Source organism: Lancefieldella parvula, assembly GCF_963530955.1.
Taxonomy (GTDB): Bacteria; Actinomycetota; Coriobacteriia; order Coriobacteriales; family Atopobiaceae; genus Lancefieldella; species Lancefieldella parvula_A.
This window is the reverse complement of sequence record NZ_CAUSFQ010000011.1, coordinates 1-23,836: the sequence shown is the minus strand read 5'-3', so window position 1 is coordinate 23,836 and position 23,836 is coordinate 1. Positions and strand designations below refer to the sequence as shown.

The 23,836-nt window shown below is 49.3% G+C and carries 22 protein-coding genes and 1 pseudogene; 9 read left to right on the top strand and 14 right to left on the bottom strand.

Going from position 1 to position 23,836, the window contains the following annotated elements; all coding sequences use genetic code 11:
* Nucleotides 1-253 precede the first annotated feature (253 nt).
* The 5 genes from lsrF to RWJ43_RS01880 all read right to left on the bottom strand — a co-directional run bounded on the left by lsrF (nt 254) and on the right by RWJ43_RS01880 (nt 6,095).
* Nucleotides 254-1,132, bottom strand: coding sequence for a 3-hydroxy-5-phosphonooxypentane-2,4-dione thiolase (gene lsrF, locus RWJ43_RS01900; RefSeq protein WP_035428381.1), 879 nt, complete (start codon nt 1,130-1,132; stop codon nt 254-256).
* 121 nt (nt 1,133-1,253) lie between these two features.
* Nucleotides 1,254-2,375, bottom strand: a complete 1,122-nt coding sequence (locus RWJ43_RS01895) for a substrate-binding domain-containing protein (RefSeq protein WP_314007111.1) — start codon at nt 2,373-2,375, stop codon at nt 1,254-1,256.
* A gap of 45 nt (nt 2,376-2,420) precedes the next feature.
* Nucleotides 2,421-3,455 (bottom strand): ABC transporter permease, encoded by a 1,035-nt coding sequence (locus RWJ43_RS01890; protein ID WP_314007108.1) that lies wholly within the window; start codon nt 3,453-3,455, stop codon nt 2,421-2,423.
* A complete protein-coding gene (locus RWJ43_RS01885) occupies nt 3,455-4,531 on the bottom strand; it encodes an ABC transporter permease subunit (protein WP_314007105.1) in 1,077 nt (358 codons plus the stop codon). The genes RWJ43_RS01890 and RWJ43_RS01885 overlap by 1 nt, the downstream gene beginning before the upstream one ends.
* A 10-nt stretch (nt 4,532-4,541) precedes the next feature.
* The gene (locus RWJ43_RS01880; RefSeq protein WP_314007101.1) at nt 4,542-6,095 is read right to left on the bottom strand and encodes a sugar ABC transporter ATP-binding protein; all 1,554 of its coding nucleotides are present in this window, start codon (nt 6,093-6,095) and stop codon (nt 4,542-4,544) included.
* Nucleotides 6,096-6,379: 284 nt separating this feature from the next.
* On the opposite strand from RWJ43_RS01880, the gene RWJ43_RS01875 reads away from it, so the two are divergent.
* The 3 genes from RWJ43_RS01875 to RWJ43_RS01865 all read left to right on the top strand — a co-directional run bounded on the left by RWJ43_RS01875 (nt 6,380) and on the right by RWJ43_RS01865 (nt 9,313).
* Entirely contained in the window at nt 6,380-7,294 is a 915-nt protein-coding gene (locus tag RWJ43_RS01875) for a sugar-binding transcriptional regulator (RefSeq protein WP_314007099.1), read from the top strand.
* Between the two features lie 14 nt (nt 7,295-7,308).
* The gene (lsrK, locus tag RWJ43_RS01870) at nt 7,309-8,874 is read left to right on the top strand and encodes an autoinducer-2 kinase (protein WP_314007096.1); all 1,566 of its coding nucleotides are present in this window, start codon (nt 7,309-7,311) and stop codon (nt 8,872-8,874) included.
* 88 nt (nt 8,875-8,962) lie between these two features.
* Complete coding sequence (locus tag RWJ43_RS01865; RefSeq protein WP_035437342.1) at nt 8,963-9,313, top strand: cupin domain-containing protein; 351 nt, start codon at nt 8,963-8,965, stop codon at nt 9,311-9,313.
* 157 nt (nt 9,314-9,470) lie between these two features.
* Here the strand turns inward: RWJ43_RS01865 and RWJ43_RS01860 are convergent, their stop codons facing one another.
* Both RWJ43_RS01860 and RWJ43_RS01855 read right to left on the bottom strand, forming a co-directional pair.
* Complete coding sequence (locus RWJ43_RS01860) at nt 9,471-10,325, bottom strand: hypothetical protein (RefSeq protein ID WP_314007093.1); 855 nt, start codon at nt 10,323-10,325, stop codon at nt 9,471-9,473.
* A 498-nt stretch (nt 10,326-10,823) separates the two neighbouring features.
* Complete coding sequence (locus tag RWJ43_RS01855; protein WP_314007090.1) at nt 10,824-11,255, bottom strand: DNA starvation/stationary phase protection protein; 432 nt, start codon at nt 11,253-11,255, stop codon at nt 10,824-10,826.
* Nucleotides 11,256-11,539: 284 nt separating this feature from the next.
* On the opposite strand from RWJ43_RS01855, the gene asnA reads away from it, so the two are divergent.
* Nucleotides 11,540-12,541 (top strand): aspartate--ammonia ligase, encoded by a 1,002-nt coding sequence (gene asnA / locus RWJ43_RS01850; RefSeq protein WP_314007087.1) that lies wholly within the window; start codon nt 11,540-11,542, stop codon nt 12,539-12,541.
* 166 nt (nt 12,542-12,707) lie between these two features.
* Entirely contained in the window at nt 12,708-14,288 is a 1,581-nt protein-coding gene (locus tag RWJ43_RS01845; protein ID WP_314007084.1) for a zinc-ribbon domain-containing protein, read from the top strand.
* Nucleotides 14,289-14,411: 123 nt separating this feature from the next.
* On the opposite strand, the gene RWJ43_RS01840 is transcribed toward RWJ43_RS01845, so the two are convergent.
* From RWJ43_RS01840 to RWJ43_RS01820, 5 genes are all read right to left on the bottom strand, one after another.
* Entirely contained in the window at nt 14,412-15,299 is an 888-nt protein-coding gene (locus tag RWJ43_RS01840; RefSeq protein WP_314007081.1) for an ROK family protein, read from the bottom strand.
* Between the two features lie 14 nt (nt 15,300-15,313).
* Nucleotides 15,314-15,649: a PTS lactose/cellobiose transporter subunit IIA gene (locus RWJ43_RS01835; RefSeq protein ID WP_314007079.1), complete on the bottom strand. Its 336-nt coding sequence runs from the start codon at nt 15,647-15,649 to the stop codon at nt 15,314-15,316.
* A gap of 55 nt (nt 15,650-15,704) precedes the next feature.
* Nucleotides 15,705-16,001 (bottom strand): PTS sugar transporter subunit IIB, encoded by a 297-nt coding sequence (locus tag RWJ43_RS01830; RefSeq protein WP_035428165.1) that lies wholly within the window; start codon nt 15,999-16,001, stop codon nt 15,705-15,707.
* A gap of 76 nt (nt 16,002-16,077) precedes the next feature.
* On the bottom strand, nt 16,078-17,517 hold the full coding sequence (locus RWJ43_RS01825; protein ID WP_314007075.1) for a PTS transporter subunit EIIC: 1,440 nt from the start codon (nt 17,515-17,517) through the stop codon (nt 16,078-16,080).
* Nucleotides 17,518-17,540: 23 nt separating this feature from the next.
* Entirely contained in the window at nt 17,541-18,938 is a 1,398-nt protein-coding gene (locus tag RWJ43_RS01820) for a glycoside hydrolase family 1 protein (protein ID WP_314007072.1), read from the bottom strand.
* A gap of 133 nt (nt 18,939-19,071) precedes the next feature.
* Here RWJ43_RS01820 and RWJ43_RS01815 point away from each other — a divergent pair, with 133 nt between their 5' ends.
* Nucleotides 19,072-19,791 (top strand): GntR family transcriptional regulator, encoded by a 720-nt coding sequence (locus RWJ43_RS01815; RefSeq protein ID WP_314007069.1) that lies wholly within the window; start codon nt 19,072-19,074, stop codon nt 19,789-19,791.
* Between the two features lie 80 nt (nt 19,792-19,871).
* On the opposite strand, the gene yfcE is transcribed toward RWJ43_RS01815, so the two are convergent.
* Both yfcE and metA read right to left on the bottom strand, forming a co-directional pair.
* On the bottom strand, nt 19,872-20,432 hold the full coding sequence (gene yfcE, locus RWJ43_RS01810) for a phosphodiesterase (protein WP_035437323.1): 561 nt from the start codon (nt 20,430-20,432) through the stop codon (nt 19,872-19,874).
* A gap of 129 nt (nt 20,433-20,561) precedes the next feature.
* Nucleotides 20,562-21,545 carry a homoserine O-succinyltransferase gene (gene metA / locus RWJ43_RS01805; protein ID WP_314007066.1) on the bottom strand — a complete coding sequence of 328 codons (984 nt, stop codon included), beginning with the start codon at nt 21,543-21,545 and terminating at the stop codon, nt 20,562-20,564.
* 46 nt (nt 21,546-21,591) lie between these two features.
* On the opposite strand from metA, the gene RWJ43_RS01800 reads away from it, so the two are divergent.
* The 3 genes and pseudogenes from RWJ43_RS01800 to RWJ43_RS01790 form a co-directional block, all read left to right on the top strand.
* Nucleotides 21,592-22,941 carry a DEAD/DEAH box helicase gene (locus RWJ43_RS01800; RefSeq protein ID WP_314007063.1) on the top strand — a complete coding sequence of 450 codons (1,350 nt, stop codon included), beginning with the start codon at nt 21,592-21,594 and terminating at the stop codon, nt 22,939-22,941.
* 45 nt (nt 22,942-22,986) lie between these two features.
* A complete protein-coding gene (locus tag RWJ43_RS01795) occupies nt 22,987-23,367 on the top strand; it encodes a DUF1304 domain-containing protein (protein ID WP_314007060.1) in 381 nt (126 codons plus the stop codon).
* A 73-nt stretch (nt 23,368-23,440) separates the two neighbouring features.
* Nucleotides 23,441-23,836, top strand: a pseudogene (locus tag RWJ43_RS01790) (rRNA large subunit methyltransferase I); the annotation flags it as partial.

Sequence of the window (23,836 nt, the reverse complement as noted above, 5' to 3'; positions counted from 1 at the left end):
AGGAACATGTCGATTCTTCAGCAGAACCTACCAAAGCTGCGCTATTTTGTGCGCCGGGCCTCAAAGCCGCCGCTAACACGCTACAGAAAAAAGCTGGTAATCCGAAAGGATTACCAGCTCAAGGTCAGTATGTTTCTCGCCACATGAGAAAGCCACGTGTGAGCAGCGCTTTCGTGCCTGGAGGTCGTGCGGGATCGCACCCGTCGTACCTGCGACAATGCCGCACTTGGAGGTCGCGTGGACCTGTGCGCGCTTAGTGGGTTGCGTCCTCGAAGAACTCCCATGCCTGAGCGTCGGTTGCGCCCTCGTGAACGATCATGCGGACAGCCTCAGCCATCTGCAGAGGATGGGTGCTCTGGAAGATGTTGCGGCCCATGTCAACGCCACGTGCGCCCTTGCGGATGACGTCATATGCAAGGTGCAGAGCATCGCGCTCAGCAAGCTTCTTGCCGCCAGCAACAACAATTGGAACTGGGCATGCTGCAACGACTTCCTCGAAGTCCTCGCAGTCGTAAGTCTTAACAATCTGGCAGCCCATCTCAGCGATGATGCGGGTTGCAAGCTTGAAGAAGCGACCAGTGCGCTCCATATCCTTACCAACAGCGCAAACGCCGAGGGTAGGAATGCTATAGCGGAAGCCAGCGTTAATGACCTGGCTCAGGTTATCAATGCTGGAAAGCTGGCCATCAGCGCCGATGAAGGTCTGAACAGCCATGCAGTCTGCGTTCATGCGGATAGCATCCTCGATGTCAACAGCAACAACCTCGTGCGAGAGGTCGGACTGAAGCATAGAAGAGCCAGAAGAAACGCGAAGTGCGATGCCCTTAGAAACCTCTGGAGAAACGCAGGTCCTGATTGCGCCACGGGTGCCCATGAAGCAGTCAACGTAAGGAGCAAGCTGTGGAAGCAGCAGGTCAAGACGCTCGAGGCCAGCGGTTGAACCCATGAAGTAACCGTGGTCAAATGCGAACATTACAGTGTTGCCGCTCTTTGGATCAAAGATGTTGGAGAGGTGCTTCTGCATACCCCAGTCGAGGTTGTTTGCACCCTTTACATAAAATCCCTGATTGTTAGCAAAAGGAGTGTCTACGTGATAATCCTTAGCTACTTTCAATCCGTCCAGATCTGCCATGAAAATCCTTTCAATAAAACCTTAAAGCGCGCAAAGAGAATCACTTCCCTCTGCGGCTGAATTACCTCATAAGCTGGCGAGAAAATCGGTCTTCTCGCCAGCTAAAACGTACCGCTTCTACTTAGAAGGAGTAGTTGTTCATGTTCTCCTTGGTGAAGACAAGGCGCTCAGGAAGCAGAACAACGCCGTTGTTCTTCTCGCCAGTCTTTGCACCCTCGGCGATGGAGTCGTTAGGCTCAACCTTAACATCGCCAATGCTTGGGATGGAGATGGTGTCGCCAACCTTGACCTCGTTACCAGCTGCAAGGAATGCTGCAACATAGCAACCCATAGCGCCCTGAACTGCGCAGTCCCAAAGGCCCCAGTTGTAGATGGTGCCGTGCTCGCAGTAGGACTTGATGGACTGTGGAGAAGCAAAACCGGTGATGGTGATCTTCTTTTCGTCGTAGCCCTTGTTCTCTGCAGCCTGGAGCTGACCAGGAAGAGCGGTGGAGTCGTTGCAGATGATCAGGTCAATCTCTGGGTAAGCGTCGAGAATTGCCTCACCAATGGTGATTGCCTGCTCAGCGTCCTGGTTGGAGTAGTAGTTCTCGTGGACGTTCTTCCACTTAGGATACTTCTCCTTGATGATCTTCTGTGCAGCTACCTGCCAGGAGTTCTGGTCGGTAACGGTTGCCTGGGAGTAGTGCCAGACGTAGGTGATCTCGTCCTTCTCTGGGTCCTTGCCGCGCTCCTTGAGGCCAGCAACGCCCATGTCAACAAGCATCTGACCAAGAATCTCTGGGGTGCCCTGAGAAACCATGAGGGTACGATCCTCTGGGTTAGCGTCGGAGTCCCAAGTGGTAACTACGATACCAGCAGCGGTTGCCTTCTTCAGTGCGTCGGAAACGCCCTTTGCGTCAACGGTGGAGATGCTGATTGCGTCTACGCCGTTAGCAACTGCCTGGTTGATGACGGAAACCTGAGCGGAAACGGAAGCGGTTGCGTCGCCGATGTAGTCAACGGTGAAGCCCCACTCCTTGGACTTGTCCTGTGCACCCTTGTTTGCGGACTCGAAGAATGCGTTACCGGTGACCTTAGGAATAAATGCTACGGTCTTGCCCTTGACGTCTCCGCCACCCTCGGACTTCTTGGTCTCTTCTTTCTTCTCGCCACCACCATTGCAGCCTGCCAGAGCGAGGCCAGCGCTAACTGCGGTGATACCAGCGGCACCAATAAAACCACGACGAGTAATCTCTTGCATAGGTAACCTCCCTTGTCTGTGCCTAAGGCACAATTTCCCCAAAGCTTATGCCTTGGCTTTACTGCTGCTTGAAAGCAGCGATTTCAAAAACGTACCAATATTTGTTCCGCTTGCTGCCGATCGAGCAACGATGACAACAACCAGCAGGACACCAACAGGAATATCCAGGTACTGTGGGCTTACCTTGAAGCACAATGGCAAGCCGAAGCGCAAGAATGCAATAACAAACGAAGCAAGTGCGGTACCAACGATGGAGCCCTTACCACCAGTGGAAAGCGTGCCGCCCAAAACAACTGCGGTGATGATGTCCATGGTGAGGTCGGCACCAAGATCGGACTTAGCGGTACCCAGGTAAGCGGTCAGAACAACACCTGCAATAACAGCGGAAACTGCGGTGAGCATGTAGGTGGACATGATGACTGCTCGGCTGTTAATGCCAGAGAACTCAGCTGCGCTCTGGTTAACGCCAACCAGGGTAATGCGGCGACCATACTTGGTCTTGTGCAGCAGAATAAACGCGATGACCAGCATCAGGATGTAGATAAGCAACTGGAATGGGATGACGCCAAAGAGCTGGAAGTTAGATACAAACTTGAAGTCCTCGGGGAAACCGCCAATTCCCTGGTAGCTCTCGGTCTTGGAAAGTGTAGAGATGAGAAGCGCCAGACCAGAGTACAGGAAGCTGCCGCCCAGGGTAACAACCATTGCTTGCACTCGGCAGTACGCAATCAAGAAGCCCGAAAGCGCGCCACAAGCAACGACCAAAACAAAGGCAACGCCTACAGCGCCCCAGATGGGAAGGCCAAAGTCTTGCCAGCCAACGCCAATAGTGATGGACGTCAGACCAACCAGGGAAGCAACCTGGATGTCGATGCCGCCGGTAACCATAACAAGCGTTACAAAAAGCGAGATCATAAATACGGGCAGGTTATCGTTAATGCTGGTAAACAGCAGTGCTGGACGCAAGAACTTGCCGTTAGCAGCACCAAAAATCACAAACTCAAGCACAAGCAAACCGATAAGGATCATGTTCCAGCTTGTCTGACCCTTGGACAAGAATCCCTTAAGTGTCTTCATCATTAGCGAACACCGCCCTTCTTACCCAAAGGGCTTATAGCTGCCTCACCAAAGTCTGCAATCTGCTCTGCAAGAACCTCAGAAGTTGCCTTTGGAGAAACACGTGCGTTCAGACGAGCGTGCCTGTTCTGAACAATGGAGCGGTGCTGAAGCAGGGCGTCCACAACAACAATGACAATCAGAATAACGCCGGTAATTGCATTGTCGTAATTTGACGAGAAGCCCATGAAGACCAACAGGTAGCTAATGGATGCCATGATGACGGAGCCGACAGCTGCACCAAGAACGGAACCAACGCCGCCAAGCAGGCTAACACCACCAAGAACGCAGGCTGCAATAGCCTTCATCTCGTAGCCGTTGCCACTCATTGGGGTAACAAAGCCAATACGGCTGCAGAAGATAATGCCGCCGATAGCTGCCATAACGCCACAGATGACGTATGCCAGAATCTTGGTCTGAAGAGCTGGAATACCAACCAGAGTTGCACCGTTAGCGTTATCGCCAACTGCTGCAAACCAGCGACCACGACGAGTCTGGGTCAGTGCAAAGTGGATCAGAATAACCAGTGCAATAACTGCGCAGTAGTAAACGGTGAAGTCGCCAATACCAGTTACTGCCGAGAAGTCCTTGAACTCCTTAGGAAGGTTCTCAACCCACTGGCCGTTGGTGTAAACGTAAACAATACCGCGCAGAACGCCATTGGTACCCAGGGTAAAGATAAGCGATGGAGCCTTCATAACGGCAACGCCCCAGGCGTTTACCAGACCAATTGCTACACCAATAAGAATACCTACCAGGCAAGCAACGGGAAGTGGAGTTCCATCTCTCAGCATGCTACCAACTACTACAGCAACAAGACCCAGGTTGGAACCAACAGAAACGTCAATCTCACCAATGAACAGGGTGAAAGCCACGCCAACAGCGACCAATGTGTAGACAACGGACGTGTTAAAGCAGGCAGCAATTGTTGCTGGCGTCAAGAATGCAGGATTCATTGCACCAACAATAATAAAGAGAGCAATCAGGAATGCGAGGCTGCTCAGTCCCCTAGCCTTGAGAAGGCGCTTTACAAGATCCATACGTCACCTCCTACAATCCAAATGCAGCGGACATGAGGTTGTCCTGCGTAATTTCTTCTTTTTTGAACTCGTGATTAATGCGTCCCTGGTACATGGTGAACGCACGGTCAGCAAGCTCAATAATCTCTTCCATGTCAGAAGAAATCAGAAGAATAGAAACGCCTTGCTTACGGAGCTCCTGCAAAACGGCGTACACATCGCCACGAGCAGCAGCATCAATACCACGGGTTGGCTCGTCCAAAATAACAACCTTTGGAGCAACCGAGAATGCGCGGCCAATAACAATCTTCTGCTGGTTACCACCAGAAAGACCACCTACCTCCTGATCAAGGCCTGTGACCTTGGTGCGGAAGTTATCAACGTAGTTCTGAGAAACCCTATCCTCTTCTTTACGGTTAAGCAGCAGCTTACCCAGGGAAGAATTTGCAAGCAGAGCACTGGTAGTGTTCTCAGCAACGTCACGGATTCTAAACAGACCGTCGTTGAAGCGATCCTCCGGAACATAGCTCAGACCTGCAGCAATAACGTCTTTGGTGGACTTGCCGGTGATGTCTTTGCCGTCAACAAATACCTTGCCGCCCAACACCTTATCCATACCATAAATGGTGGTAGCCATCTCTGATCTACCAGCACCAACAATGCCCGCAAGACCAACAATCTCGCCTGGATAAATGTTGAGGTTTACGTCAGCAAAGCCATAGCCGGTAAACTCAGCAAGTTCAAAAATAGGCTCTGCGTCGTAATCAATATTTGCGCTCTCGGCAATTTCTTTCTTAATCTCTGCTGCGTCTGGCGGGAGAAGTCCACGTACAAGATCTTCTCGCGTGAAGTCCTCTACCTTACCGCGCATAGCCATAACGCCGTCGCGCAGAATGCCAATGCTGGTAGAAATCTCAAAGACCTCTGCCAGGCGGTGTGTAATGTAGATGATGCCAATGTTTTTCTGTTTGAGCTCCTGGACTACCTTGAAGAGGCTCTGTACCTCGTCAAAGGTAAGTGCAGAAGTTGGCTCGTCCAGAATAAGAATCTCAGAGTGACGCATAAGACCGCGGAGAATCTCAACCATGCCCTGCTCAGCAATGGAAAGTGTCATTGCCTTACGGTCCAGGTCAAGCTCCCAGCCAATCTCTTTCATAGTGTCTTCAAGCATCTTGTTAAGCTCAGCTTTTGGAGCCTCAAAACCAATGGTGATGTTCTCTCTAACGGTCATGTTAGGGAACAGCATTGGCTCCTGAGGAACCATATAGATACTGTGTGCAAGTGCGGCCTTAGGGTTGGAGATATCAACCTTTTGACGATCGATAGAAATTTCTCCCTCATCGGCAGAGTAAATACCCATGATGATCTTCATGAGGGTAGATTTACCGGAACCGTTGCCACCAATAAGAGAGATGACCTCTCCTGGCGCCAAATCTAAGTTAATGCCTTTTAATACCTCGTTGGAGCCAAATGACTTCTTGATTCCGCGGACGGAAAGAAGTGTGTCGCACTGCTCGCACACATCTTTTCCTTCAGGCGACTTTGGGTCAGTGGCATCGATATCGATGTCAAAAGATTTACCCATAGTACCTCCTACCAAAAAATAACTAACGGCCGTACAAAATCTCACACTTTGAAGATATCTATAAATAGGCATTCTTCAAAGCACCGTCACGGCAAACGGTATTATTACTGCCGTGAATGGTATTTTTGATTGTATCATGAACAATAGTCCGCAATACCTCTATACGTAATTATGGTATTTGTAGTATATCTTCCTGTTAATAGGGAGAATAATTACTATAATGAAGTCTAGTATGTTAGATACAAATGTTTTATCATTAAACAAAAGTATCAACAGGAGGATGCATGGACGAACAAACTTATGCACTAGCTACTAAGGCTGCGTGGTATTACTACATGGAAGATAACACCCAGACTCAGATTGCTGAGGTCATGGGCGTTTCTCGTGCAAAAGTTATCCGTCTACTTGAAGAAGCTCGCGCGCAGGGCATTGTTCAGTTCAGCTTCAGAAAGAACGATAGCCAGCGCGTTTCCGCAGAACAGCTCCTTATTGACCGCTTTGGCCTCAAGGACGCTTTTGTGATCCCAACTCCTCTGGATAGCTCTGCCATTAATCAATCTATTGCTCAGGGCGCAGCTCACTACGTCTCCGATCACCTGCGCGAGGACGGCTACCTCAACATTGGCTACGGCGATACCGTCAGCCGTATGCTGGGGTTTCTCGCCAAAAACCGCGAGGAGTCGCTCAACGTTGTAAGCCTTACAGGCGGCGTGAGCTACTACCTGCCATCCGTTGGCACCACCGCCTACTCCATGCACCTGTTCCTGACGCCGTCTCCACTTGTTGTGTCTTCTCGCCAAGTGCGCGATGCGCTTCTTGACGAGAAAAGCCTGCAAGACGTGTCCACTATGACGGAATATGCAGACATGAGTGTGGTCGGCATTGGCGCCGCAGTTGAGGGCGCCACCGTTTTGCGCAACGGCATCCTTAACGAGGGCGAGCTGACCGTACTTAAGATGCAGGGAGCCGTCGGTGACGTCCTGAATCACTTTATGGATAAAGACGGCAATCTTATTCAGACAGAAATTGAAGATCGCGTCATTAGTACCGATCTGGACAAGCTTCGCCAGCTCAAGAACGTTGTTGGCGTTGCTGGTGGCAAAGATAAAGTTACGGCAATTAAAGCAGTGCTCAACGGCGGCTATCTGAACGTACTGATTACGGATTCAGACACCGCTGCTGAGCTGCTTCTTTCGTAAACAAGGAGGATCTGATGAGAAAGTATCTTCTTGCACTAGACGCGGGAACAGGAAGTATTCGCGCCGTTCTCTTTAGTGTTGACGGTGAGCAGGTTGGGGTTGCTCAGCGCGAGTGGGAGCACCATGAGGACCCTCGTTGGCCTGGCAGCATGGACTTTGATTGGGTTACTAACTGGCAGCTTGCTCTGGACTGCATCAAAGAGGTTTTGGCAAAGACCTCTATTGATCCTAAAGAAATTGCAGGTATTTCCACCACCTGCATGCGCGAGGGCATCCTTCTGTATGACCAAGACGGCAACGAGATTTGGGCATGCGCTAACGTTGACGCCCGAAGTGTCGATGAGGTTAAACAGCTCATTGATATGGATCCAGAGCTTGAGAAGAAGATTTACCAGAAGAGTGGTCAAACCTATGCACTAGGCGCTCTACCTCGTCTTCTTTGGGTTAAGAACAAGATGCCAGAGATCTACAACAAGGCAGCCAAGATTGGTATGTTCAACGACTGGCTTGCTTACAAGCTCACTGGTGTTCTTGCGGTTGAGCCATCAAACGGCAGCACCACCGGCATCATGAGCTTGGAAGAACGCGCCTGGGATCCGGAGATTGCAAAGGAGTGCGGTCTTCGTGACGACCTGTTTGGCCAGGTTATCGAGTGCGGGGAAGTCCTTGGCACTGTAACTGCAGACGCCGCAGCAGAGACGGGCCTTGCCGAAGGTACACCTGTTGTTGTCGGCGGCGGCGATTGCCAGCTGGGTATGATTGGCGTTGGCGCTTGCGAGCCTGGCCAGGCTGGCGTTTTTGGTGGTAGCTTCTGGCAGTACGAGTTCAACACCGATAAGAGCACTCCAGACCCAGAGTATCGCGTCCGTGTAAACTGCCATGCTATTCCGCAGATTTGGCAGTACGAGGCTCTGGCATTCAAGCCTGGTCTGGTTATGCGCTGGTATCGCGACGGCTTCTGCCAGGCAGAAAAGGCCGAGGCAAGAGAGCGCGGCATTGATGACGTGTATGAGGTCATGAACGAGCGCGCTGCAGAGATTCCTGCTGGTAGCCACGGTATGCTTTGCTGCTTCAGTGACGTTATGAACTACATCCACTGGATCCACGCAAGCCCAACGTTCACCAACTTTGAGCTTGATCCAGAGCGTTTCAATAAGTACACCTTCTATCGCGCAATTTTGGAGAACACCGCCCTTCTCGTCCGCGGCCATATTGAACTGGTCAAAGAAGCTACGGGCAATGAGCCAAGCGAGCTCATCTTTGCAGGTGGCGCTTCCAAGTGTTCTCTGTGGGCACAGATTGTTGCCGATGTTACTGGCAAGAACGTCCGCATCCCAGAGGTCAAAGAGGCAACTGCCTTGGGCGCCGCTGTCCTTGCGGGCTACGGCGTAGGCATCTATCCAAGCATTGCTGAGGGCGCAAAGCGCGTTGTTAAATGGGATAAGACATTCTCCCCCAACCCAGACAACAAAGCTGTTTACGATCAGCTCTATGTCCAGTGGAAGGATGTTTACAAGAGTCAGCTTGAGCTTGCAGAAGAGAACAAGGTCAAGAGCATGTGGAGAGCACCTGGTCTGTAAACGCCGGGCTCCGCTGCGCCACGGATACGCATAGCGCACAAGAAAAACGTTTGGTCGCATCAAAAGTTGCGCCTGAAAGGAAAGCAAGATGTTTATTGTCAATGAGAACGATTTTGAGTACAGGTGCGGAGATCACGGTCCTAAGTACCTGATGAAAGGCCCTCGCATGAACTATGCCATGGTCCAGTTCCAGCCTGGCCAGGATTTCCAAGCTCATTACCACAACATCATGGAGGAGAACTTCCACATTCTTCAAGGCAAGATTGACATTGTGGTTGACGGCGAGGTTCACACCCTCTCAGCTGGCGACTTCATCCACATTGAGCCCGGCGAGGTTCACTACGTCAACAACCCTTATGACGAGCCAATTGTCATGGTCTCAACCCTTGCTCCTTTCCAGGAAGTCGACAAGGTTGAGGTAGAGAATCCTACCTATTAAGTTCACCATCTGGCGAGAAGATCGTTCAAGCGCAACGTTCTTCTCGCCAGCGCAAACGCGAAGAGGGCTGCCTGGTGGCGGCCCTCTTTTTCTAGGTAGTTAATAAAAGGCTACAGTTCGATAGAGCAACTCATACGTTTTATAAAAGAGCATGTTTTTAGCACCAACAAATAGGGTGTTTTGTTTCTATAGATGCTACAAGGAGGTTCCTAATTTTATTTAGCCGCCAAAAATGACCGGTTTCTTTGAAATCTAAAGTTGCCTTTTTAACAGAAAATCTTCTTAAGACAGAATTATCTAATTCACTATCAATTGGACCCGGTAAAGTCATTCTAAAGTTTGATGCACAGTCATCTTGATCATCACAAAAAACAACTACTTTCTTCGTTTGTTCGTAATCATCAGCTGGAATCTGGCAAAAATGGTCAGCGTAAAATATACGTGAAGGCTTAAGTTGATGGAAATACAAAGTGTCTTCTGTGAATCCATAATCAATGCTGTCATCGCTATACATACAAAAACCGTCATCTACCGCACAAGAAAAAAGGACTTTATGCGTTTCCTCATCAATGAGCTGATATCCCTGAATCTTTGCATGCTCTTCTATAAATCTATCAAGTTCATCAAGGGTAGGCTGTGCTTTTTCAACAGGATAGAGACCACCATTGCCATCAGGAAGCATGTTATTTAATAACGGATACTTTGACTCACCCTCATCTGAACTTAAAACGGCATCAATGCTTAACAAGCCACAAAAATTACCAACTCTTTCAGAACAAATTTCTCCATACTCATGCTCACAGGCACTATCCATCCAATCGAGAAAATCACTCTCTAGGTCTCCATAACGTTCCCTAAACTGTTCAGAGCTAAGCTCTTTACGCTTTTGATCTAAAAACTTTGAGCTGATGTAGTCTTCATCATCAATGTAAAGGTCTTCAAAAGGTATTGGACCGGGTTTAAGTTTTCCCTCTTCAAAACACCTGCAACGAACAAATGCATCAAGACCCATTACAACTCCTTTCTCTGTTGCAACAAATCTAGATACTCATAAGATTTCATGTGTCCAACAAAGTGGACACTAAGCCATAGCTACTTCAACATCAAATCCCGTCGTAGATTTTCCAATGTCGATTGATCCAAAACCCAGGTAATTATGTGTCTAGTCAATCCAAAAGTGAGGTAATTATGTGCCGAAAGGCACATAATTAGGTGGGTTTTGGATCAAAATCGTTCTTCTCGACACATAATTAGTGCGCTTTTGGATTAATCGAGCTCCAAAAATCTACAAAAGCCAGCCCTACGCACATAATTGCATCGGTTTTGGATCAGATGCACCCACAAAAAATGCCGCCGGAAACCCGACGGCATTTTTAGTTCATAAGGGAAAGAAAGAAACACAACGTTTATCTGGTCGTTTGTCAATAAGCTGGTCGTTTGCCAAGAAGCTGGCTATTTCCAAGGGCCGCGCTCATCGACCACCCAGAGGTTAACTGACCAAGGGCCAAACTTACTTGTTGGACTGCTTAATCATCCAAATAGTCTTGGAGAGAAGAGCGATGTGCTCATCCATAGCTGCGGAAACAAGGAAGTTGTCCTCAGCATCTGCATCCTTCTTGATCTCTGTTGCGAAAGCGCGAATTGCCTCGTAGTCAGCAAGAATGGACTCGAAAATCTCCTGAGGATTCTTGAAGCCCTCTGCAGCCTCGGAAAGAGTTGCGTTCTTGAGGAATGAATCCATAGAGCCAAGTGGAGAGCCGTCATTCATCAGGATGAGCTCGGCAACCTCGTCAAGCTGGTCATACATTGAACCGTAAACCTCGTCGAGGTCGGTGTGCACATTGTAGAAAGAAGGGCCGCTGACATACCAGTGGAAGTTGTGAATCTTGTGCGCCTCAACTGCGTAGTTAGCGAGAAGAACATTGAGCTTATCGTTTAGCATAGTTAAAACCTTTCTATCTGGTTCCCACTAAATAGGAATGATTACTATTTAATACTTATATTCCCCTCTTTGAATGAGGTATACAAACTTTCTAAAAATTTTTGAGATGCAATATTTGAGTTCACAGTCCCACAATAGCCTTCATTTATTTTTTCTACTGCACACGTCTTGTATCCGTCTTTTTGACAAAACGGTTAAATCACACGGGTTTCTCGCCAAAGGGATATGGAAAGAAGGCAAAATCAGCGCAATTAAATTTTTAGCGTTCTTTTGCAAGGAGCCGCATGACTAAGATTCCCGAAGGCTACCGCTCAAGCCTCTCACTTTACGATACGCAGAAGGCCATTGAGCAGGTCAAAAACGTATTTCTAACCAAGCTGTGTGCGGCGCTTAAGCTGTCACGTGTCACCGCTCCGCTTATCGTTGACCCGCTTACCGGTATGAACGACAACCTCAATGGTGTCGAGCACCCAGTTGCCTTTGACCTGCCAAACGTTGGCAAGAACGCCGAGGTAGTGCAGTCACTTGCAAAATGGAAGCGATATGCACTTTGGCGCTACAATTTTGCCGTCGGCCGTGGCCTGGTATGCGACATGAACGCTATCCGTCGCGACGAACATCCTGATAACCTGCACTCCATTTACGTGGACCAGTGGGACTGGGAGCGCATCATCACGCAGGACGAGCGCAACACCGACACGCTGGAAGACGCTGTCTGCCGCATTGTCGAGGCAATCTGCGGCACGCTCGACGAGCTCAAGTGGCACTATCCCCAGCTCAACACGCGGCTCAGCCGCGAAGTCACCTTTGTAACCTCGCAGGAGCTGGAGGACCTCTACCCTACTCAGACGCCTAAGCAGCGAGAAGATCTGTTTGTTCGCGAGCATCCAACCACCTTTATCGTGGGCATTGGCGGTGCTTTGAACTCCGGACAGCCTCACGACTTTAGATCTCCCGACTACGACGACTGGTCGCTCAACGGTGACCTGCTGTTCTGGGATGAGACTTTGGACTGTGCGGTAGAGATCAGCAGTATGGGCATTCGTGTTGACGCTGAGGCGCTTAAGTCACAGCTAGCAATCGCTGGATGCGAGGACCGCCTTGAGCTGCCGTTCCATAAGATGCTCATTGACGGCGAGCTGCCTTTTACCATTGGTGGCGGCATTGGCCAAAGCCGTCTTTGCATGCTGCTGCTAGAAAAAGCGCACGTCGGAGAGGTGCAGGCATCTATCTGGGACAAGCAGACCGAGGAGCATTGCGCAGAAGCAGGTGTTTCTCTGCTCTAAGTAGCGGGCCTGAACACGCGAAGCGGATCCACATCGCGTGTCATTAAACGCGCGCAACCGCCTTCAAAACTAAAAACATTTTGGCGTTTCTCCTGTTAACGCTACAATAGTAACCCAGTGTAATTAAAAGCCACTGAGTCTAACTGGCGATTTAAGGAGCGACTCTATGAATTGCCCCAACTGCGGAACTGAAATTAGCAAGCACGCAAAGTTCTGTTCCAACTGCGGACAGAAGCTTTCTGACGTCGCGGACGCCGCGAACGCCGAGGACGCCGCAGGCGTTGCAGACGCCGCAAACGTCGAGAAACCCGATGCGCTCGCCGAGTCCACAGAACCTGCACCAGAAACCGCACCCGACAACTCCACCACAGCCACCGAGGTTATCGCACCAGCAGAGACTGACGATCCAGTTGACACCGCAACTGATCAAGACACAACTGATCCAGACGCAACTGTCCTGGCAGAGTATCCAGTCGATGACGAAGACGCCACTGCTGCAGAAACCTCGCTCCTAGAGGTATCGACAGACGACTCCTATATCACCCCAGATGAGGCGCCTACCGCTGTCACCGACTCTGACACCGTTGCAGACACTGACGCAGATGCTGACGCAGACCCCACCGTAATCGCAAACTCCAACACTGCTGACGAGGAGCCTACAACCTTCATTAATGACCCAGATCGCATCAACGTCTTCACCGCCGATGACCTTGATTCAACTGCTATTTCGCACTTTGATCCTTCGCAGTTCACCGTTGTTTCAAGCGGACCTAGTTCCGTTGAACGCAAGCAAACTGAAGATGGCTCTGATTCTCTGCGTAAGGTGGCATTTGGCCTGCTTGCGGCCGTTCTGGTTGTAGGCGTACTGGCCATTGCTTGGGTCATTCAGTCCCACCAAGACGACGCAGCCAAGCGCAGCGCCGTCCAGCAGCGCATTGCAACCTATCAGGAGCAGGTTGAGAGTGTTGGCGTTGATCCTCGCAGTGACAGCAGTCGTGTTGAACTTCTTAACCAGTACGAGAAACTCAATGAAATTGAAGAGCAGATTCAGGCTGATCAGAAGAATGGACAGTTCCGTATGCCTAATGGCAGTGACGATACAGGAATCAACGTTCTGAATAGCTCAATCTCTGATCGACAGAAAAGCATTCGCGACTGGTTTGAGGCCGACTACAAGCGCAGGCTAACCGCAAACAGCTTCAACGACACAGATACCGCAAATACTATGGATCAAAAGTCTGTGGCAAATAAGCTTGTTGAGCTACAAGCTCTTCTCGGAGATATTGAGCACGAGAAGGTTATCTGGGGCGACGATACAGGCAACAATTCAACCTATGATTCATACCACTCTCGCGTATCTGACCAGATAAAGAAGGGTGAAACTCTTAAATCTGGCGTGGCCGAGAAGACCAAAAAAGAGCAAGAACAAAAAGATAAGGATAAGAAGTCCGAAGAAGACCGCAAAAAAGCTCAAAAATGGGTTGGCACCTATAGCGGTACCGGCACCGACGGCAAGCCGATGGAGGTTGTCATCCAGAAAGACGGCACGGTCATTTGGCGCACTGGTGGTCAGCCAGAGGTTCGTGGCACCTGGACCGGTGACGAGTCAAAGCTTGAACTTGACTTCAACGGCCAGGTTAGTGGCAGAAGCGAGCCTTTCACCCTCTCTTCCACCAACGGTGGAAGAACCGTAACCATCAGCTCTCAGAGCAGCACCTGGAATACTGACACACTTTCTAGGAAGTAACGCTGACTAGAAAACCGCATGTCACAAGGCACAAAATATGGCGAGAAGATCGATCGATCTTCTCGCCATTTGTTTACAAAGCGAACGCTGTTCTACACGACAGGCGCTCTTCTCGCCAATTAATTACACACCAAGCGCGCGCTGTCCAAGCACCAAAGCACCTAGAATGCCCTGGTTTCCCTCGCAACCTCCAGGAACAACATAATTCTGTATGTCCTCTATCTCTGGAGTGTTGATGTAGCCGTTGAGGTACGCAACAAGTTTCTGATGGATAAGCGGGAACAGTTGCTTCTGCTCCATGACGCCTCCGCCCAAAATAATGCGCTGAGGTGAGTAGCACATTACATATGTGGAGAGGGCTTTTGCAAGGTAGGCAGCCTCAAGCTCCCATACCTCGTCTTTCTCGGTAAGCTCAACAGCTGGAAGTCCCCAGCGCTCTTGAATAGCAGGACCTGATGCCAGTCCCTCAAGGCAGTTCTGGTGATAGGGACACTTAGTCTGCTGCCAAGGATCATTTGTCTCGCGTTCAACAAGGATATGACCAGCCTCGGGATGGAGCATACCGTGCTGGAGTTTTCCTTCAAGCAGCACGCCTGCGCCAATTCCGGTTCCTACTGTCAGGTAGACAACGTTATCGAGGCCGCGAGCTGCGCCAAAAACTGCTTCTCCTAAACAAGCTGCATTAACATCAGTGTCGTATCCAACAGGGACGTTCAGTCCATCCTTCAACGCCTGCAACAAGTTGAAGTTGCGCCAACCTTGCTTAGGAGTCGAGAGAATCTTTCCGTAGCTAGGCAGGTCGGGATTGACTCCCGTGGGGCCAAATGCGCCAACACCTAGAGCCTGAATAGAGCGAGCTTTGAACCAGTCCACAATCTTTGGCAAAACAGACTCTGGTGCTGTCGTGGGAAAGACCTCACGCTCACAAATTTTTCCGTCTGGTGTACCCGTGGCAAGAACAATCTTTGTTCCACCAAACTCAATACCACCAAGAAACGTCTCTGCACACATGTTTTTCTCGCCAGTTACTTGTCAAGAAGCTTCTCGTACACGTCAATAAAGTCCTCAGCAATAATGCGGAAAGACTCGGCCTGCATAAGCTGGTCCTCAGCGTGGAGCAAGATGAGCGAGAACTCAACATTGCTGTTATCAATTGCGGACTGCTGCAGCATGTTCAGATGCGTGCTATGACCCTCATTAAAGATCTCTGTACCAGCAAGAATATCTGCACGCGCACCTTCAATATCGCCCGTTTTTGCCTTTTGGATAGCGCCAATATACATTGACTTTGCCGTTCCAACGGTAGCAATAATCTCAAAGGCTGCTTCTTGCGTAGCAGTCATGCCGTCATCTAAATCCATTTTTACCCCATACTCTTTTCTTGAGCACCTGGGAGCTCAGAAAATCTTTTATCGCTTATTTAATAAGCTCCAGTGCGTCGTCAAGGATTTTTGCAGCGTTCATCCTGCCGTAATCAACCATAGGAATAACAGCTACAGGAGTAGATCCTGCTGCGGCCTCAACGTCTGCCTTTGCATACGCAATCTGAGGTCCAAGCAAAAAGACGTCTGCGCCATCAATGAGCTCAAGTGCCTTATTAAGAGGATTTGCAATAATCTCTGCATCCAAACCACGAGAAGCAGCCTCTTTCTGAAGCTTCTGAACAAGCAGGCTCGTGGACATTCCGGCATTGCAAGCAAGTAAGATTTTCATGTGATCTCCTTTTGATGAGCCAGCCACCAAATACGATGGCTGGCTTCAAGTGATACTCAGATTATAAGCTCACAAACTACTCTGCATCCTGAGCGTTCTCTGCAAGAGCCTCAGCCTGCTTGGCCTGTGCGCGCTCGGAAATCTTCATGAATGGCAGGTAAATTGCCATGGCGAGAAGAACCTCGATGACCTGCCAGATAACGGCACGAATGTCGCCACCGGTTGCCAGCCAACCACTCAGGAAGACTGGGGTTGTCCAAGGAACCATAGCAACGCAAGGGTTAATCCAACCAAGGTTGGTGAACAGGTAGGTCAGGCCGATGAACAAATCTGGAACAAGAACAAATGGAATCATCAGAGGAAGGTTAAAGACGATTGGGTAACCGTAAATAACTGGCTCGTTGATGTTGAAGATACCTGGGAGAAGAGAAAGTGCTGCAACATCTTTGGAAGCCTTGTTCTTTGAGAAGACAAAGGTGTCAAGAAGCAGCATCAGAGTACAACCAGAACCGCCGATCAGCGCAAAGGTGTTGATGATCTGCATGTTCATGTAGTGGTCCTGAGGAATTGGCTGACCAGCTGCAAAGGTTGCCATGTTATCAACAATAAGCATGGTCAGGATTGGCTCGATCAGAACACCAGAGATGGTGGACTGGTGAATGCCAAGGCAGAAGAGCAGGTTTGCAAAGGTGTAGATGATGATGACTGCAAATGGACCAGCATTCATGAGGCCCTTCAGTGGGGCAGAAATGCTTGTTGCAATGATGGTCATAAGGTCAGTACCAGCACAAACTGCAAGAAGAGCAGAAGCAATACCAAAGACGGTCAGGGTCAACATCATTGGAATCATGGTGTTAAAAGAATCTGCAACCGCTGGTGGAACGCCCTCACCAAGGCTGACCTTCAGCTGCTTAACGCTGGAGAGCTTAATGAAGATAGTGGTAGAAAGCAGGCCAATGATGATTGCACCAAAGAGGCCGTTAGTACCGGTGAAGGAAGTGGAGAAAGCACCAGTTACATCAACGCCCGTAACTGCATAGCCGGTTGGCAGAAGCTTAGCAACATCAGCCACAGGAAGTGCAACTCCTGCAGCTGCTGCATCAGCGGCGTTTGCTGCATGAAGAACAGCGCCTGCAGTGGCAACAATGCTCTGAGGCATCATGATGATAAGTGCAGCAATACCAATAACAACGCAAGAGATTGCGTTTTCAAAACGCTTGTTACGAGCGAGGCAATAACCAATAATGCCTGCAAGAATAACTGCCGAGAAACTCAGAGTGCCCTGAGCAATTGCTGCGCCCCAAACCTTGAAATTAGCCAAGGTAACTGGATCATTTGCAAAGATGAGTGGGAACAGAACGTTGTTGATCAGTACTGCAATACCAGCCAAAATGTAAATTGGGCTGACAGTTGCAAATGCATCGCGCAGGCTCCTCAAATGAACTTGATTACCTACTTTTGCAGAAACTTCTGCAAATTTATCTAGAAACGATGCTTGGCCATTATCTTTTGCCATGAGCAAACTCCTTTCACGAGTTTCTAGTCAACTATATGTGTAGTGGCAACCTGCTTAAGCCACTCAGCTGATTTCTTAAGACGACGGTTGTAGTTATCTTCCAGGTCAACCTCAACAAAGCCATAACGGTTCTTGAAAGCATTTGCCCAAGACCAGTTATCGATGATGGCCCAGTAGTGATAACCACGGCATTTTGCGCCGTCCTGAATTGCACGAGCAATCCACTCAAGATGACGACGAACAAAATCAACACGGTAGTCGTCCTGGATTACGCCGTTTTCGTCTTTCTTAAGATCTTCTCGCTCTACGCCCATGCCATTCTCGGAAACAAACCACTCAAGCTCTGGATACTCATCACGAACTTTCATGGCAAAGTCGTAAAGACCCTGTGGGTAAATCTCCCAACCACGAGAAACATTCATCTCTGCTTCTGGCCAGATATATGGATCAGCAAAATTTGGAATGCCATTCTCGTCAGTATCTTTTGCAGGAGCCTGGATACGCTCTGGGTGATAATAATTGCAACCCAGCCAATCCACTACGCCATCGGCAAGAATGAGCTTGTCCTCAGGGCGAATAGGCAGGTCAACACCACGGTCCTGCAGCGTATCAATGACGTCCTGTGGAAGCTCTCCCTTAGTTACCAGGTCAAGCCACCAGCGAATGTTAACGCCGTCAGTCATACGCAGCGCCTCAAGGTCTGCCTCTGATGGATTCTCTTTGGTATATGGTGGTGCAAAGCAGTTAATGAGGCCAATACGAGAGTCCTCAAGCATAAAACCTGCTGCTTTTGCGCGGCGGTACTCGCGAACACCAAGTGCGTGAGCAAGTGAAATATTGTACTGAACAGCACGGGCGCGAGAGTAATTCTTTACAAAGGGGTACCAATCGCCCAGTGTGTAGCGAACTTCTGGCTCAACAATTGGTTCGTTAAAAGTGAACCAATAGCGGATTTCTTTTCCAAACGTTTCAAAAGCAATACGTGCGTAATGCGCATACGCCTCAACAACCTCACGGGACTCCCAGCCACCGCGGTTGAAGAGGTATTCAGGCATGTCAAAGTGGTAGAGGTTTACAAAAATCTCAATACCAACCTTCTTAGCAACAGCAAAAAGATGGTGATTGTACTTCTCGCCCTCTGGATTAAGGTTGCCGTTAATGTCCAGCAAACGACTCCACTGAATAGAAGTGCGGATGGAATCCAAGCCAAGGGACTTGAGAAGCTGAAGATCTTCTTCCATTCTTTCTGTAAAGTCATTTCCGGCATAGGAGCCAACGCGATTGTGGAATGCGTGGATGTCCAGGTTGGACCAGGTATCCCAAAGGTTTGGCAGCTTTCCGCCGTCTTGCCATTTACCCTCAGTCTGTGGACCAGACATTGACCCACCAAAGAAGAAATTCTCAGGCAACTGATACGACATGCCTATCCTTTCTCAAACGTATTAAACCTAACATGTCAACTTTATAAAACAGATATGTTAGATTTTCTAAGTAGTATACTAATGCAAATCAGATAGAATGCAAAGTAAAAATTTTGCTACCTGAGGAGGTGTCATGAATAAGTACGAGCTGATTGTTCAAGATCTTAAAACTGATATTGCTATAGGCACGTATCCTGCTTATTCTCGTCTGCCTTCCGTTGCTCAGCTCTGCGAGCAATATGAGGTAAGCAAAATTACCATTAACAAAGCATTGGAAGTTCTTGAGCAGCAAGGTCTCATCTTTAGACGAAAGGGTTCTGGCACTTTTGTCAAAAAGCTGGAAGAAGGAACGCAGATTAAGCCAAGTAAAGAGGTCTCCGGTCAAATGGAAGGCTTCATGGCTGAGCACGCCGCCCGAGGTGAGCGCGTCAAATCAAAGGTCTACACCTTTGAAGTTGAGCGTCCTTCTGAATACATTGCTAAAGCTCTTGATATTACTACCGAAGATTTTGTATACAGAATTGTGCGCGTCAGACTTGTTGAAGGGATTGCGCAGGTCATCGAGTATACCTACATGCCCATTAGCCTAATTCCCAATCTTAAAATGACCCATCTAGAGCACTCGATTTACAACTACATTGAAGACGAAATTGGACTTAGAATTGCTAATGCACACCGTGTTATTAGGGCAGTCATGCCTACTGAGGTTGAGGCTTCGAGGCTAGAAATTAGCACGGGCGACCCCCTCCTGGAGGTTGAGCAAATTGGCTATATATACGACGGCCGTGCTTTTGAATATTCTGTTGCGCGCCATGCGCATGGCTATGAGTTCATGACTATTTCTATGCACTAAACCTCTGACACAGCGACACAAATAAGGCGAGAAGACCAATCGATCTTCTCGCCATTTTTTTGCGTGTGGACAACACAGACTTACTCGCCCAGGATGACGTGCCTAAACTCGCCGTCCTCGTAGATTCCGCAGCTGTGCGTGCCGTCCTTTGGAATGCCCACAGAACCTGGATTAAACACGGTGACCTCTGGGTGGTCAGCGCTCTGCATGTTAACTTTTCTGTGCGTATGGCCGTACACAAATGCGTCCATACTTGGCGTCTGAGGCCATTTATCAACGCTGTTATGAATACCAGGGCCAAAGACGTGACCGTGAGTAAAGAAGATAGTGAACTGCTTGCCCGTCTTTGGATCTTTATCAAACAAGATGTTGTAATCAGCCATGCAAGGGAAGTCCAGAACCATCTGGTCTACCTCTGCCTCGCAATTTCCGCGGACCGCAATGACCTTATCGGAAATGCTGTTCAGCATCTCAATAACGCGCTTTGGTGCGTAGTCTGCAGGGAGATCGTTGCGAGGGCCGTGATAGAGCAGATCTCCAAGAAGCAAAACGTACTTTGGCTGCTCCTCCTCTATGACCTGCATGAGCTTCTCGCAATAGTCGGCAGCGCCGTGAATATCTGAAGCAATGACAACCTTCATCAACGTATCCTCTCTATACGTGTTTCTACACGTAGCTTCATACGCGTGTATCAATAAATTATTTTATGGTATTGATGGCGTCTAACCAGTTACAAGCGCTGGCAAATCGGTCACCGTGCAAATGCCTGCTTAGAACCTACCGGTCATCCTTGCGTCAGGATCAGCCTCGGAAACACGTTGACGAAGATCTGCAATAGCCGCAGGTATCTCGTCTGTGTTGTACGGCGTCATCTGATACACCCAGTTAATCCAGTTGCGATACAGCAAGTTTGCATGAGCGCGCCAGGTAAACAGTGGCTGCTTTTCTGGATCATTATCAGGGAAGTAATTCTCCGGCAGGCGAATAGGCAGACCCTTGTGGAAGTCACGCCAATACTCCTCTGCAAGTGTATCGCGATCATATTCAAAATGACCGGTTACAAAAATCTCGTGGAAATCTCTTGTAGCGAGAAGTGCAGGACCGCTGGTAAAGCCCTCAGAAAGTACGGCAAGCTCGGGGTGGTCTACCAGAGCTGATGTCTCAATCGCAGCATGACGAGAATGCGGCATGTAATGTACCTCGTCAAATCCATTGGTGAGGAAGCAATACTCATCGCATAAACGCTGCGGAAAAATACCAAACAGCTTAGCGCCCAGCATTTTCTTAGGAATATCGTGCAGGTAATACAGGCCAGCTAGTGCGCCCCAACACAGGTACATGGTAGAAAAGACATGCTCCTGAGACCAATCAACGATGCGACAAAACTCATCCCAGTAGTCAACGTCCTCGTATTTAAGGTCCTCGATAGGAGCGCCGGTAACAATCAGACCATCGTAATTTTTATCTTTGAAGTCATCAAAAGTTGAATAAAACGTTACCAGGTGGTCGGCGGCAGTGTTTTTAGATTCATGCGAAGAGATGCGCATAAAATCGCACGTAACCTGAATAGGAGACTTTGAAATCAAACGGAGAATCTGAGTTTCTGTCTGAATTTTCTTAGGCATTAAATTCAAAATTGCCAGGCGCAGCGGACGAATCTCCTGGTGTTCTGCAACTTCTTCCTCAAGCGCAAAAATACGCTCCTCTTGCAGTGTCTTCTTAGCTGGTAAACCATCTGGAATATTAATAGGCATGGTAACTTCCTTTAGCTAATCGTTGCACATAAGTATACTTGTTTGTATGGAAATAACTTTTGCCGAGCTCGGGCTAAACGAGCAAATTCTGGCAGGCGTAGCAACACTTGGGTTCAACGCGCCTACTCCCGTGCAGGCCGTGGCAATTCCCGCCGTCCTGGCGGGCAAGGACGTTGTTGCGTCAGCGCAAACGGGAACGGGTAAAACTGCAGCGTTTATGTTGCCTACGCTGCAGCGCATTGCTGTCGAGAAACCCGGTGGGGCCGAGAAGCCCGACAGCAAGGAGCGCAACGCGGCTGCCGGGCGCGGCGCCAAGCATAACGCCAAGCGAGGCGACGCCAAACGCAACGCGTATCCCCGTGCGCTCATCATCACGCCAACGCGAGAGCTGGCTGCTCAAATTGATGCCGTTGCCAAGAGCGTTTGCGCATCCACCGGTCAGCAGGCCGTCATTGTTACCGGTGGCGCTCGCTATAAACACCAGATAACCGCGCTGCAAAAAGGTTGCGATGTACTGGTGGCAACACCTGGCCGCCTGATAGATCTTCTCGACAAAAAGCATACAAGCCTTGAGAACATCCAGGTACTGGTGCTCGACGAAGCGGATCGTATGCTCGACATGGGATTTTGGCCAAGCGTTCGCCGCATTATGGAGCAGCTGCCCAAAGCGCATCAAACGTTGCTTTTCTCGGCAACGCTCCCCGCGTCAATTACATCGACTATAGACGCGCTGCTTAAAGATCCAGAGCGCATTGAGATTGCAAGAACTGGACAAACTGCAGCAACAATCGAGCAACATTTGTGTTCAGTCACCCAGGGACAAAAACCACAGCTCCTGAAAGCGCTTATTGATTCGTTTGATCCTGCGCCAGAGCGTGTTTTGGTGTTCTGTAGGACAAAGTCGCGTGTTGATAGCATTTACAAAAACCTCAAAGCCGCAGGTCTCAAGGTTGACGTTATGCATGCGGACCGTCCGCAAAAAGCTCGTGCAAGAGCGCTGGAGCGATTCCGTAGTGGCGCCATTCAGGTTCTTGTTGCAACCGACGTCATGAGCCGCGGCATTGATATCCAGGGCATTGACGCGGTCATTAACTTTGATGTGCCGCTTGACCCTGAGGATTATGTTCACCGCATTGGCCGAACAGGCCGTGCAGGAGCCGCAGGTCAGGCGTTCACTTTTATGGGACCAGATGAGGTCACGCCGCTCAGAGAAATTGAATATTTTACAAAAGCGCTTATTCCCTCATGGGATTTACCTGGCTTTTCTTACGACTCGGGTCGCATTATGCTCCAAGACTCCCGCTCTACCACCAAGACCACCCGTTCGATGTTCTCGGGCTCAAGGTCAAGGGGCAAAGGATTTGGATTTGGCGGCAGATATGGCCGACACACGTAATCTATAATCAAAACGCAGGTAACTAATACAGTAAAGGAATAAAACATGGGCCCTTTTAGTAATGCTGGTATAATTTTTGCTCTTGGAGCTGCAGTTTTACACGTGGTCATATTTTATCTTGAGTCATTTGCCTGGACTTCTGACGGTGCGCTCAAGGCCTTTAACATGACAAAAGAAGAGGCAGAGAGCACTGAGAAGATGGCTTTTAACCAGGGATTTTATAATCTCTTTCTTGCTATTGAGGTATTCGTTGGCGTCTTCTTGATGGCTAACAGAAATCCACTAGGTAAAGCGCTTGTTGTCTTTGCTGTTTGTTCAATGGAATTTGCCGCAATTCTTCTCTTTGTGACTTCTCCCGACAAACGCTCTGCAGCTATCAAGCAGGCAATATTCCCTCTTATGGCTCTCTGCAATTTTTTTATGTAACTTTTTGAGCATCGACACTGAGCACATACAAGCACCAAGCCTTTTGTAAGCGCTTCTCGCGAGAAGGAACATCATGAAGCAACTCCGCCCTTATCCACAGGTTATTATCACCAAGAAAGCAGCTCGCGCACTTGCGGGCGGACATCCTTGGGTCTTTGAGGGCGAGGTTATCCGTGTAGAACCGTCTCCAGAAACCGGCGAACATGCTCAAAATGGTTGCATCGTTGATGTTTTTGAGGAGAACGGAACCTACCAGGGAACTGGCCTTCTGTCAGAAATGAGCAAGATTCGCGTCAGAATTGTGACAAGAAACGCCAACGATAGGCTCAACGAAGCGTTTTGGAGCCGCAAGATTAGCTGGGCGTGGGAACACCGCAAAACCACTATGGGAAACCGCGCTCTACCAGACACTGAGCCCGATACCAATTGCTGCCGCGTTATCTTCTCGGAGGCCGATGGTTTTCCTGGC